Origin of the sequence: Nonomuraea sp. NPDC048901, from assembly GCF_040649695.1 — a bacterium.
In the GTDB taxonomy this organism is placed as follows: domain Bacteria; phylum Actinomycetota; class Actinomycetes; order Streptosporangiales; family Streptosporangiaceae; genus Nonomuraea.
In genome coordinates this window covers 772,385-784,591 of record NZ_JBEZFW010000003.1, presented here as the reverse complement: position 1 = coordinate 784,591, position 12,207 = coordinate 772,385, and the positions used below count along the sequence as shown (strand labels likewise).

Sequence of the window (12,207 nt, the reverse complement as noted above, 5' to 3'; positions counted from 1 at the left end):
ATTCAAGTGGTCCGTCCAAATCTCTGATTGCCTGTGTGATCCATGGCCGCATGAGGCGCCCACAACAGGCTCTTCGCAGTTGAGGGTGTAGTCAGCTCCCGAACTGTGCCGATCCAACGACGCGGAGCAGGTCGAGCTTGCTGGCGGCGTCGGTTCCCGGTCGAGTGCTGTACACCATTACTCGGAGGTCCGAGTCCAGTGTCGTGAGCACGTCGCAGTCCAGCGTGACGAGGCCGACCGCGGGGCTGTCGATCGTCTTGGGCTGTGATCTGCGCGGGGTAAGAGCGAAGGTGTCGTACTGCTCAGCGAACTCAAGACTGCTCTCTCGGAGGTCTCGGACCAGCTCGGCGAGGGTGCGGTCGTTCGGGTACACGGCGGTGGCACGCCGAAGGTCGGCAGTGAGCTGTCGTCCGAACTGCTGGTGTTCCTCCTTGGTGTGGACCACGTGGTTCGGCAGGTCTCGGAAGTGGCGCCAGACCAAGTTCCGTTCTCGGGTCGGTAGCCGCTCGCTTAGTTCGAACAAGGAGACCCACAGCGCGTTTGCCACGACCAGGTCCCAGCTCGCGGTGAACACGGCCACTGGTGTGTGGGCAAGACTGTCCATGATTCGTGCGACACCCGGCCCGACGTGCTGCGGGACGCATCCGGACGCCGGCGTCTGTGCGCCGGCCGCGCGCCAGAGCAGGTCATGTTCCGCAGCGGACAACCTCAGTGCCCGGGCCAACGCCCCCAGTACCTGCGGTGAGGGGTGTCGCGCGCGTCCCTGCTCGAGCCGGACGAGGTAGTCGACCGAGATCCCAGCGAGTGATGCCAGCTCCTCTCGGCGCAGCCCGGGCGTCCGCCGAAGCCCAACGTCGGGTATTCCGACCTCGGCCGGTGTCACCCGCTCGCGCCAGGAGCGCAACGCACGGGACAGTTCGGGACTCATGTCCTCACTGTCGCACCCGCAGCATGATCACCGGGTGGTACTGGTAGTACCTGGAACGACCCAGGTCGTTGCACGGACGCTGGTGGCATGTCGAACCCAGTCGCAGTAATCACCGGGGCAAGCGGAGGCATCGGCGAGCAGATCGCGGTCGGTCTCGCTGATGCGGGCGCCACGGTCATCATGGTCGCGCGCAGCCTGGAGCGCCTGAGCTGGGCGTCGGAGCGGGTCGCACACTCCGTCCCCGGGGCGAGCATCGAGATCGACCCGGTCGATTTTGCCGACCTGGCCGAGGTGCGCGCGTTGGCCCAGCGACTGATCCCGCGCCAACCGAGTGTGGTGGTCAGCAACGCCGCGGTGATCGCACCGCTGGACGACCGCACGCCTGCTGGCCTGCACCGAACCCTTGCGGTGAACCACCTGGCGCCGTACCTCCTGCTGCGCCTGCTCGCAGCGAACCTGCCAGAAGCTGCGCGGCGATTCATCGTCGTGGGCGCATCGCCGCGCGCGCTCGCGCGGGTGCCGGTCGACCTGGATGACCTGAATACCGAGACTCGACGGGGACTCGGCTGGCCGCCCAGCTTCCGGCCGTTCGTAGCCTATGCCCGGACCAAGAACATGAACACGATGTTCGTCTATGCGATGGCCCAGCGCCTCGCCGGCACCTCCACGACCATCAACGGAGCCCACCCGGGCATCATCAAGGGAACCGGCCTAAGCCGGCACGATCGGGGCGCGCTGAAGCTCTTCGGCTCGACGCTGAACCTGTTTACGCCCGCCAGCGAGGCTGGCGCCCAGACCCCGCTCTGGCTTGCGACGGACCCCGCGGTCGAGGGAGTCACCGGCTCGTTCTTCGTGGATCGCACGGCTACCAGCACCGCTTCGCACACAACCGATCCTGTCCGCATCGAAGCCTTGTGGCGCGAGAGCGCACGCCTTGTCGGCATGCCCGCCGGCAACGACAGGGACGAAGCGCCAGATGCCGGTCATCAAGGTTAGCCTCGCAAAGGCCCAACGCCCAGTGGAAGCACACGTGAGCGACCTTCGGCGGCGGGCCCGGACGCGACTACTCGCCGTGCCTGACGCTGCCCCTGACCGAAGCTTCGGCTGCCCTGACCTGACCACCTTCTGCCGGCTCGACGTGCTCGGCCTCGAAGTCATCGGGCAGCGGCTCGAACCGGATCGCGCGGTGCTGGCGTGTCGGGTGGTCGAGCCTGACCAGTGGTGCCGGCGCTGCGGATGCGAAGGGACGCCACGTGACACCGTGACCCGGCGGTTGGCGCACGAGCCGTTGGGCTGGCGCCCCACGACCCTCGTCCAGCACCTCACTGTCGCCCGTGTCGCCGAGGGCCTCGGAGTCGCATGGAACACCGCCAACGATGCTGCCCTGGCCGAGGGCAAGCGGGTGCTGATCGATGATCCCGGCCGGTTCGACGGCGTCACGGTAATCGGGGTGGACGAACATGTGTGGCGCCACACCCGCCGCGGCGACAAGTACGTGACCGTGATCACCGACCTGACGCCCATCCGCGGCAACGGCCCGACCGAAGCGATCAACGGCCGACTCGAACACCTCCGCGGCTCCGCCCTCGGATTCCGCAACCTCACCAACTACATCGCCAGATCCCTGCTCGAAACCGGCGGCTTCAGACCGCAACTACACCCTCGGCTGTGAAGAGCCCCACAACAGACGGCGATCGGCGGGGTGTACCGACCACATGAATGGACAAGGCCAATCAAGACGATGCGCCAGACCGGAGCGGACATACTGGACAAGTACCAGGAGACCTCGCGAGGCGGCCTACCTGCTACGTTCCCCCGCCAACGCCCGTCGGCTGATCGAGTCGTACCAGGAGGCGGTCACTGGACGCCACGAGCGCTACGAGCTACTGGACGACGAGGCTCCCCGGTGAAGGTCGCCTTCACCAGCCAGGGCTGGGCGGACTACGTCCATTGGCAGACTGCCGACCGGCAGCTCCTCAAGCGGATCAAGCGGCTCATCGAGGACGCGTCGCGCGACCCCTTCGAGGGGATCGGGAAGCCTGAGCCGCTCAAGTACGCGCTCGCTGGCGCATGGTCGCGGCGCATCACCGAGGAGCACCGCCTGGTGTACCTGCCCATGGACGACGAGATCGTCGTCCTGCAGGCCCGCTACCGCTACGAGTAGAAAGCCGATTCCCGTGCGGACCGCGCGTCTGGAAGCGAGTTTGCGTTCGAGCGCGCTCAAAGCCATAGCGTCGCCGACATGACGACACAGACACAGACACAGACCTGGATCATCACCGGCGCGTCCCGCGGGCTCGGGCGCGCACTCGCGGAGGCGGCGCTCGCGGCGGGCGACCACGTGGTGGCGGCGGTACGCCGGCCCGAGAGCGTGGCCAACCTGAAGGCCGCCTACCCGGACGCCTGCCTGATCGCCACGTTCGACGTCCGGGACACCACCGCCGCCGCGGACCTCGTACGGGACACCCTCGACCACTTCGGACAGCTCGACGTGCTCGTCAACAACGCGGGCCGGGGCATGGTCGGCGCGGTCGAGGAGATCGGCGACGCGCAGCTGCGTGAGCTGATGGACCTGCACCTGTTCGGCCCGGCCGCGCTCGTCCGCGCGGCGCTGCCCGCGATGCACGCGCGGGGCACCGGCACGATCGTGCAGATGAGCAGCCAGGGTGGGCGGATGTCCTTCCCCGGCGTGTCGGCGTACTCCGCGTCGAAGTTCGCCCTCGAAGGCTGGTCCGAGGCCCTGGCCGGGGAGGTCGCACCGCTCGGGATCCGGGTGATGATCGTCGAGCCCAGCCGGTTCAGGACCGACTTCCACGCCAACGACGTGCTGGAGTTCGTCGAGGAGTCCGAGACCTACCGGGAGCTGCTCGCCAACGTCCGGGCGGACATGGCCGGGGCCGACGGCCTCCAGGAGGGCGACCCGGCGCGGGCGGCCGAGATCATCGTGTCCCTCGCGCACAGTGACGAGGTGCCGCTGCGGCTGCCGCTCGGGCGCGAGGCGGTCGAGCGCATCTCGGGTGCGTACCGGCGCGGCCTGGACGAGGTCGAGCGGTGGGCCGAGACCTCCCGCAGCGCCGACTTCGAGGGTGTCCCGGCGGCGGTACGACCGATTTAAGCTGGTTGTCATGGCCACCGACGAACTGATGACCAGGGCGCTCGAAACGCTCGGGGACGACGGCCCGCTGTCGGTCGAGGCGATCCACCGCCTCACCGACCTGGCCGACGTACCCGAGTCGATGACGATCGCCGAGCTCGCCGACCTGCTCGACATCTCGCCCCACACGCTGCGCTACTACGAGCGGGCCGGGCTGGTCGAGGTGGCCCGCGACGGCAACGGTCATCGCGTCTACGACGCCCAGGCGGTGCGGCGCCTGGTGTTCCTCACCCGGATGCGGCTGTCCGGCATGCCGATGCGCGACCTGCAGCACTACATCTCGCTCGTCGACGCCGGGCAGCACACCACACCCGAGCGGCTCGACCTGCTGATCGAGCATCGCGACACCATCCGCCGCCGGATCCGTGAGCTGACCCTCTCCCTCACGGCGGTCGAGTACAAGATCGCCACGTATGGGGGCTCGACCGGGCCGGACGTCCACGCCCTCGACGCCATCGCCGGCGCGGACCGCACCGCGCTGCCGCACGAGCCGCCGCGACGGACGCTACCGGCGGACTGACGCCGTCAGCGGCGGACGTGGACCCGGACCACGGTGCCGACCTCGTCGTCGCGGACCTCTCGGCGGATCCGGCTGACGATCTCCCGGTCCAGTTTGTGGACCACCGCGCCGACGTCGGCCGAGGCGGGGCAGCAGAGGGAGATGCGCAGGCGGGCGGCGTCTCCGACCACGCGGGCGCTGACCCCGGTGAGACCCTCCACGTCCTTCAGGCCGATGCAGAGCATGGCCGTGCCCGTGCCGCTACGGGTGCCGCGGCGGCCCCACCCGAGGCAGAGCAGCAGCCAGCGGAACGTCACCAACGCCAGTACCAGCATGACCAGCGCCACCAGCCACAAGGCCCAGGTCTGGTCGGCGATCGTCTGGGCGGTCCGGTCCGGCAGCACCTTGGCGCGCGGTGACATGCCCGGCAGCTTGTCCTTACCGCGCAGCCAGGCGTAGCCGCCCAGGAGCAGCAGCAGCCCGCCGACCACGGCCAGGCCGATCCGGTTACCCGCGTACTGCCGCATCACAGCTCCCTCCGGTTGCCCACGCACTGCCGCATCCGGTTGCCCACGTACGGCCGCATCACAGCCCTCTCCGGCGCAGCCGTACGACGACCTCGCCCGCGGCCAGGGTGCCCACGCCCGCCAACCGGTCACCGACCGCGGTGCCGACCTGCTTGAGCATGGAACCGGAGCTCTCCGGGCCGGTGATGACCACGACCTCGATCGTCCGCCTGCGCAGCCGTACCCGCGCTCGTTGCACGCCGTCGACCTCCTGGGCGACGGCCCGCAGCGTACGGCGGAGGCCGGCCCGGGTGATGCCGATGACGATCAGCGGGTCGGACGTCTCGACCGGCACGAGCCTGCACCGGCCGGGTACGGCGGCCAGCAGCAACATCACGACCCCCACTGCCATGGTCACCACGGCGGGCAGGGACAGCTGCCCCCACGCCCGATGGGCCGCGAGGTCGAGGAGGTCGGACACCGGCAGCCAGCCGAGCGGCCGGCCCAGCAAGGCGGAGACGACCTCGGCGGCGGCGAGCCACAGCCCGGCGGTCAGCGTGAGTGCCACGACGGTCCCGGCGGGCGTACGCGCCGGTCTGAGCACCCGGCCCGACCTGCGCAGCGGGCTCTCCTGCGCGACGATCCCGGCGCCGGACAGTATCTGCTGGAGGGTGGTCACAACGCCACAGGTACACGGCGAGGGCATGGTCCGGACCATGCCCTCGCCGCCGGTTTGCAGGATCATTACGAGGGCCGCAATTAAGATGAACTGCCCTCATATTCATTCGCCCGATATGTCGTTAAGCTGCCTTTATGAACGATCTCCGCCGCTATGACAGCGCTACCAGAGCGCTCGAGCCGCCGTTGGCGATCCTCGATCTCGCGGCTATGCGCGCCAACGCGGCCGATCTCGTACGGCGGGCGGCCGGCAAGCCGATCCGGGTGGCGAGCAAGTCGATCCGCTGCCGCTCGGTCATGGAACGCATCCTGGCCATGGACGGCTTCCAGGGCATCATGGCCTTCACGCTGCCCGAAGCGCTCTGGCTGGTCGAGCGGGGGTTCACCGACGTACTCGTGGCCTACCCGACGGCCGACAGGCAGGCGCTCGCGACGCTGGCCGGCGACGCGCGGGCGGCCGGTGAGATCACGCTGACCATCGACGCCGCCGAGCATCTCGACTACGTCGACGACGCGGTGGCGGCGGTCCGTTCACGGGCGGAGATCCGGTTATCGATGGACCTCGACGCGGGATATGTCGCCCTGGGCGGCAGATTCCGGGCGGGGACCCTGCGCTCCACGATCCGCGAGCCCGAGCAGGCCGCCGACCTGGCCGCCGACATCGCCAAGCGGCCCGGCTTCCGTCTGGCGGGTCTGATGGCGTACGAGGGGCAGATCGCGGGGGTCGGCGATGACCAGCCGGGCAACGCCGCGTATGTCCGGGCCATCCGGATCATGCAGAGCCTGTCGGCCCGCGAGCTGGTCCTGCGCCGCGGCCGCCTCGTGAACGCCGTCCGGCAGGTCTGCGACCTGGAGTTCGTCAACGGCGGCGGCACCGGCTCCGTCGAGCGGACCGTACGGGAGAAGGCGATCACCGAGGTGGCGGCGGGCTCCGGGTTCTTCCATCCGCGGCTCTTCGACTTCTACCGCGCCTTCACCGGCCGGCCGGCCGCGCTGTTCGCGCTCCCGGTCGTGCGGCGGCCGGGGCCGGACGCGGTGACGGTGCTCGGGGGCGGCTATCTGGCCTCCGGGCGGCCGGGGACGAGTCTGCTGCCGCAGCCGTACCTGCCCGCCGGGCTTCGTTACACGCGGGACGAGGGTGCGGGTGAGGTGCAGACGCCGCTGCTCGGTCAGGCGGCCCGGGATCTGCGGGTGGGCGACCGGGTCTGGTTCAGGCACGCCAAGGCGGGCGAGATGTGCGAGCGCTTCAGCGAGCTGCACCTCGTCGACGGGGACACCGTTGTGGAGACCGCCCCGACGTATCGGGGCGAGGGGCGGACGTTCCTCTGACGCCGGCTCTGGGTCTGCGGGACACCCCCTCCGGGGGAGCGGAAGAAGACGGTCCGTCGTGGCCGGCGTCCTCCGGGGGTTAGAAGCGGCGGCGACGGCGGCGCCAGAGGGTGATGGCGGCGCCGACCACCAGCACGACCCCCACGCCGATCAGCACCGGTGCCAGGCTGGGACGCTCCTCGGCCCACAGCTGGTCGGGGTCGTCGGCGTACTCGACGGGGCGCTGCGTCACCCCGAGCGCGTCGCCGACCGAGGTCACCAGATTGCTCGCCCGCGTCTTCACATCCGCCACCGTGCGCTCGGCGACCCGCTTGGGGCTCACCCGGTCGGCGATGGCGTCGACCGTGTCCGCCAACTCCGCGCGCGTCCGCGCGATCCGCCGCTCCAGCTCGTCGGGATCGGTGTCAGCCATGGCTCTCCTTTCGGCCGCGCTCCGTGCGAGCTCCGCCCGGTGATCGATGAAGCGCTCTTCGCTGATCAGTCTGTCAGGTCGGCGACCCGCCCGGCACTCCGGGCAGGCCGGTAGGTTTTGCACGACGAACTCTGGAGGGCCCCATGACCGAAACCAAGCTCGCGCCCGGCGACGCCGCGCCCGAGTTCACCCTTCCCGCCGCCGACGGCGAGACCGTCTCCCTCGAGACCTACCGCGGCCGGCGGGTGATTCTCTATTTCTACCCCGCCGCGATGACGCCGGGCTGCACCAAGCAGGCGTGCGACTTCCGCGACAACCTCGGCCAGCTGACCGCCGAGGGTTTCGTGGTGCTCGGCGTGTCGAAGGACAAGACGGCCAAGCTGGTCAAGTTCTCCGAGCGTGACTCGCTCACCTTCCCGCTCCTGTCGGATCCCGAGCTCGACGTGCACAAGGCGTACGGGGCTTACGGCACCAAGAAGCTGTACGGCAAGGAGGTCGTCGGCGTGATCCGCTCGACCTTCGTCATCGACGCCGACGGCAAGATCGAGCAGGCCCTCTACAACGTGAAGGCGACCGGCCACGTGGCGAGCCTGAAGAAGAAGCTCGGCCTGGCTTGATAGGCCAGGGGCCCGTCCGGTCATGCGACGGGCCCCCAGCGCACTGCCGGGACGCTAAACTCGGCTCAGGCCCGCTCTGGCAGGGGCTGCGCGGGCGTGGCGAAATGGCATACGCGGCAGGTTTAGGTCCTGTTGGTGGCGACACTGTGGGGGTTCGAGTCCCCCCGCCCGCACCTCCTCCTCGGCTACCGCAGCCTCCTCGGGCTACCTCAGCGCGTACGCCCTGATCACCTCCTGCGACAGGCTCGCCCCGCGCGTGTCGGTGGCCTTGAGGCGCAACGAGACGACTGCGGCGGACCGCGGCCGGTCCAGCGTGGCCTCGTAGGCGCCGTTCCCCTTCGAGGTGAGCCGCCGGACCGCGCGCCACGAGGCGCCGTCGTCGTACGACACCTCCAGCGACACGTCCTTGATCGGGGCGGCCGCCGAGCCGTCCTGGTGGCGCAGGGTCAGGCCGAGCCGCGGCGAGGTGGCCTGGTTCTTCAGGTCCGTCGCCACGTCATAGTCGGCGAGCAGCAGCGGGACCGTCGTGCCCGACCCGGCGTCGTGCTGTGACGGGAACGTCCACGCCGTCTTCGTCCTGGTCGACAGCCGGGCCCAGGTGGCGCGGTTCTCGACGTCGTACTCCATCCGATACGTGGCGGCGGCGGCCGGCAGGAGCAGTATCCCCTGGGGGCGCCGCTCGGTCTGCGCCAGCAGCGTGTCCCCCTGGTACAACCGCCAGCCGGTCTTCATGCCGGTCTCGAAGTTGTCGGTCTGGGCGACGCCGGTGTTCCGCCCCGCGTCGATGAGCCCCCACATGTCGACCTGGAGCAGGTCGCCCTCCCTGCGCAGCGGCCGAACCTTACCCGGGCCGGGCAGCAGCGGCTGCTTGAACCAGGTGCGGCCGATCCGCTCCCCGGCCCGGAAGGGCGCGTCGTCGGGGCCCGCGACGCCGATGTGGGCCTGGTCGTGCTCCCACGTGTAGTTGTAGGGCCGCTCCGGCGTCTCCATGCTGCTGCTCCAGCGCACCTCGGGACCGGCGGTGAGGTAGTCGACCCGGTCGCGCGGCGTACGCGGGACGGGCCGGCCGGTGTCCCAGGAGGTGGTCTCCCAAGGCTGCCAGCCGAAGCGGTTCTCGGAGAGCGTCACGTCGTCGGCGAGCTGGCTGAAGAAGTCCGAGTCCACCCGGGCCAGGGACTTCGTCCGCAGGGTGTGGTCGGGCCGGTCCCTGATCCCGCCCTCCTCGCTGAGGTACAGGTCGTACACGTACGGACTGGCCACGACGCCCTTGGCCAGGACCGGCACCGGCAGTCTGCGCAGCCGTTCGGCCAGCCGGGCGCCCTCCTTGCCGGTGAGCGCGACGGTCGGGACCTTCAGCTTCACCCCGCTCTCGGACACCGGCAGGTCTCCGTACACCGCGACCATCCGGGCCCCGGCCGCCGCGGCGGCGTTGGACTGGGCGGCGACCGTCAGGTCGGCCGTGCGGCGGATCAGCGCGAGCCGGCCGCGCAGGTCGCGGCCCTTGAGGTCCGCGGGTGTGCCGGTCCCGGCGTCCACGGCCAGGAGCAGCGCGGAGCCGTCGAGGCGGGGGAAGTCGGCCGACACGTCGCTGAACCAGACGGGGTCCACGTAGTCGGGGTTCAGCTCCAGCCCGGCGGTCCGCAGGGTGATGGCGGGGGCCTCCAGGTGCCAGCGGGTGGCGAGGGCGAACCGGCCCTTGGTGACGCGCTTCGTGGGCTGCAGGTAGTACGTCTCGTCGGCGCTCTCGTCCTGGAGGACCGTCTCGGTGAGGGGCGTGCCCTTGACGGGTGCGCGGGTCCAGATGAGCTTGGTCGCGGTGCCCCTGTTCCGCTTGGTCACGTGGTCGGGCGTGTCGACCCGCATCTCGACCGCCTTGCGGGCGTCGAGCACGACCTTGGTGTCACCGGTGACCTTCAGCTCGGGCTCACCGGTGAAGCTCAGGTTGAGCACGGTGCCGCGGTCGGCGTAGGCCATGCTGTCGACCGACGGGCGCAGGGTGTTGATGACGCCGAGCACGGAGTAGGTGCCGGGCGGCACCAGCACGCACGAGGCACCCGGGTCGCTCTCGCACCGCCGCACCGGATCCCCGGGCATCTCGCGGCCGTCGCGGGTCCCGTCGTCCACGTTCAGCGCGGCGGCGTACGCCTGCGCGGGGCGGCCGTCCCTGGCGATCCCGCTCACCCGCAGCCGGACCCGCTTGACCTCGACGTTGCCGGTCAGCGAGGTACGGATCGGCGGCCCCTGGCGCGGCGTCGCGACGAGCTCCGCGCGCTGCCGCCCGGCCTGCGCCTTGGCCGGGTCGAGGGTGAGCCGGACCGTCGCCTGCGCCCCGCCGGGCAGGGTCAGCTCGGCGGGCGAGACGCTGAACGGGCCGCCGGTGGCCAGGCCGAGGGTGACCGGAGTCTTGCCGGGATTGCGGTAGGTGACCTCGCGGGTGACCGGCGGGCCGGAGGACAGCTCGGACAGCCCGAAGTCGACCGCGCCCTCGGCGGTCAGCACCGGCTCCCCGAGCGCCGTGGCCACGTCCACCCGGCCGGTGCCCCGCTTGTCCACCGGGGTGTCGGGCATGGGCTTGGCCGTACCCATGAGCAGGGCCTTCAGCTCCCCGGCCGAGATGCCGGGGCGTGACTGCCGCAGGAGCGCGGCGGCCCCGGCGACGTGCGGAGTGGCCATGGAGGTGCCGGACAGGCGGGTGTAGTGCTCGTCCACCGGCTCGCCGAGCGAGGTGCCCTTCGCCCGCGCCGCGACGATGCCGACGCCCGGAGCGGTGATGTCGGGCTTGACCGCGCGTTCCAGCCCGACGGGTCCGAAACTGGAGAACTCGGCCAGCCGGTCCTGGCCGTCGACCGCGCCCACGGTCAGCGCGGCGGGAGCGTCTCCCGGGCTCCCGACGCAGGCTTCGCAGCCCCTGTTGCCCGCCGCCACCACGAACAGCGTTCCGTAGCCCGCGTACAGCGCGCCCAGGGCGTCGGTGAGCGGCCCGCCGGGGCTGGGGTCGCCCAGGCTCATGTTCACGATGTCGGCGTGCTTCTCCCCCGCCGCCCATTCCATCCCGTCGATGATCCAGGAGCTGAGCCCTTCGCCGTTGGCGTCCAGGACCCGGCCGTTGAGCAGCTTGACGCCGGGCGCGACGCCCTTGCGCGAGCCGCCGGAGGCCGCGCCGCTGCCCGCGATGATGTCGGCGACGTGCGTACCGTGCCCGAACTCGTCGGTGGCGCTGCCGCTGTCGGTGAAATCGCGCTCGTCGGCGACCTTCCCCGCCAGGTCCGGGTGCCCGGTGTCGACGCCGGTGTCCAGGACCGCGACCGTCGTGCCCGCGCCGTCGTAGCCCGCCGACCACGCGGCCGGCGCGCCGATCTGCGGCACGCTGCGGTCCAGCGCCGGTTCCACCTTGCGGTCCAGCCAGATCTTGGTGACGCCGTCGAGCGGGCTCTTCGTACGGCCCGTGGCAAGCGCGGACAGCTCACCGCCGAAGCCCCGCGCCGCGCTCTTGGCCAACCGGACGCCCGAACCGCCGATGCTCTCCAGCGTGCGGACCGCCTTCAGCGCGGGGACGGCCGGCATCGCGCTCTGTTTCCCGTACGTGACGATGAGGGAGATGGCGTCCGACCGCTCGTCGGTGTAGCCCTGCGCAGCCAGGGCGGTCACGTTGAAGAGCTCGGGGTCGAGGCGGCCGGGGACCAGCCCCTCCACGTCGCTGGGCAGCACGGTGAGTTGCCCGGCGTCCTCGGTGATCCGGAAACGGGCCGGCGGGCCGTCCCCGCGCGGGGCGGCGGTGACGCTCGCTTTCTGGCGGCCGTCGGCGGCGACGGCGACGTGCACCTGGTCGCCGGTGATCAGCGTGATGTCGTAGCCGTGCTTGGCGGGGTCCGGCGCCAGAGCCGGAGCGCGGTCGGTCCGCGCGAGCGCCGGAGCGTCCGCCCGCGCGCCCGTACCGGTGATCGTGGTGACCGCGGCCACCGCCAGGGAGGCGGCCACCGCTGTCCAACGCCTGGGCCTCATCGGCCACCTCCAGAAGGCGAGAAATGTGCCGACCCAATTCCTAGTGATCTGGGGGCGTTCCGGTCCATAGGTCTCGTCTGGC

Annotated in this window: 12 protein-coding genes and 1 tRNA gene; 8 read left to right on the top strand and 5 right to left on the bottom strand. The window is 70.8% G+C overall.

The window, feature by feature from the left end:
- Window positions 1-91: 91 nt before the first annotated feature.
- Complete coding sequence (locus AB0C30_RS13130; protein ID WP_357942815.1) at window positions 92-928, bottom strand: helix-turn-helix transcriptional regulator; 837 nt, start codon at window positions 926-928, stop codon at window positions 92-94.
- An 87-nt stretch (window positions 929-1,015) separates the two neighbouring features.
- Between AB0C30_RS13130 and AB0C30_RS13125 the strand changes: the two genes are divergently transcribed.
- The 5 genes from AB0C30_RS13125 (at window position 1,016) to AB0C30_RS13105 (ending at window position 4,602) form a co-directional block, all read left to right on the top strand.
- Complete coding sequence (locus AB0C30_RS13125) at window positions 1,016-1,924, top strand: SDR family NAD(P)-dependent oxidoreductase (protein WP_357942813.1); 909 nt, start codon at window positions 1,016-1,018, stop codon at window positions 1,922-1,924.
- Between the two features lie 76 nt (window positions 1,925-2,000).
- Window positions 2,001-2,600 carry a transposase gene (locus AB0C30_RS13120; RefSeq protein WP_357943108.1) on the top strand — a complete coding sequence of 200 codons (600 nt, stop codon included), beginning with the start codon at window positions 2,001-2,003 and terminating at the stop codon, window positions 2,598-2,600.
- 234 nt (window positions 2,601-2,834) lie between these two features.
- Entirely contained in the window at window positions 2,835-3,092 is a 258-nt protein-coding gene (locus AB0C30_RS13115; RefSeq protein WP_357942811.1) for a Txe/YoeB family addiction module toxin, read from the top strand.
- A gap of 78 nt (window positions 3,093-3,170) precedes the next feature.
- The gene (locus AB0C30_RS13110) at window positions 3,171-4,043 is read left to right on the top strand and encodes an SDR family NAD(P)-dependent oxidoreductase (protein WP_357942809.1); all 873 of its coding nucleotides are present in this window, start codon (window positions 3,171-3,173) and stop codon (window positions 4,041-4,043) included.
- Between the two features lie 10 nt (window positions 4,044-4,053).
- Window positions 4,054-4,602 (top strand): MerR family transcriptional regulator, encoded by a 549-nt coding sequence (locus AB0C30_RS13105; RefSeq protein WP_357942807.1) that lies wholly within the window; start codon window positions 4,054-4,056, stop codon window positions 4,600-4,602.
- A 5-nt stretch (window positions 4,603-4,607) separates the two neighbouring features.
- Here the strand turns inward: AB0C30_RS13105 and AB0C30_RS13100 are convergent, their stop codons facing one another.
- Window positions 4,608-5,108: a hypothetical protein gene (locus AB0C30_RS13100; RefSeq protein WP_357942805.1), complete on the bottom strand. Its 501-nt coding sequence runs from the start codon at window positions 5,106-5,108 to the stop codon at window positions 4,608-4,610.
- 58 nt (window positions 5,109-5,166) lie between these two features.
- Window positions 5,167-5,766 carry a DUF6286 domain-containing protein gene (locus AB0C30_RS13095; protein ID WP_357942803.1) on the bottom strand — a complete coding sequence of 200 codons (600 nt, stop codon included), beginning with the start codon at window positions 5,764-5,766 and terminating at the stop codon, window positions 5,167-5,169.
- 134 nt (window positions 5,767-5,900) lie between these two features.
- On the opposite strand from AB0C30_RS13095, the gene AB0C30_RS13090 reads away from it, so the two are divergent.
- Window positions 5,901-7,094 (top strand): amino acid deaminase/aldolase, encoded by a 1,194-nt coding sequence (locus tag AB0C30_RS13090; protein ID WP_357942801.1) that lies wholly within the window; start codon window positions 5,901-5,903, stop codon window positions 7,092-7,094.
- Window positions 7,095-7,173: 79 nt separating this feature from the next.
- Here AB0C30_RS13090 and AB0C30_RS13085 read toward each other — a convergent pair whose 3' ends face one another.
- Window positions 7,174-7,506, bottom strand: coding sequence for a DUF3618 domain-containing protein (locus tag AB0C30_RS13085; RefSeq protein WP_357942799.1), 333 nt, complete (start codon window positions 7,504-7,506; stop codon window positions 7,174-7,176).
- Window positions 7,507-7,649: 143 nt separating this feature from the next.
- Here AB0C30_RS13085 and bcp point away from each other — a divergent pair, with 143 nt between their 5' ends.
- Together bcp and AB0C30_RS13075 are read left to right on the top strand one after the other, a co-directional pair.
- Window positions 7,650-8,123, top strand: a complete 474-nt coding sequence (gene bcp, locus AB0C30_RS13080) for a thioredoxin-dependent thiol peroxidase (RefSeq protein WP_357942797.1) — start codon at window positions 7,650-7,652, stop codon at window positions 8,121-8,123.
- 90 nt (window positions 8,124-8,213) lie between these two features.
- Window positions 8,214-8,296: transfer RNA gene (locus tag AB0C30_RS13075), tRNA-Leu, on the top strand.
- Between the two features lie 31 nt (window positions 8,297-8,327).
- Here AB0C30_RS13075 and AB0C30_RS13070 read toward each other — a convergent pair.
- Window positions 8,328-12,125, bottom strand: coding sequence for a S8 family serine peptidase (locus AB0C30_RS13070; protein WP_357942795.1), 3,798 nt, complete (start codon window positions 12,123-12,125; stop codon window positions 8,328-8,330).
- Between the last annotated feature and the right edge of the window lie 82 nt (window positions 12,126-12,207).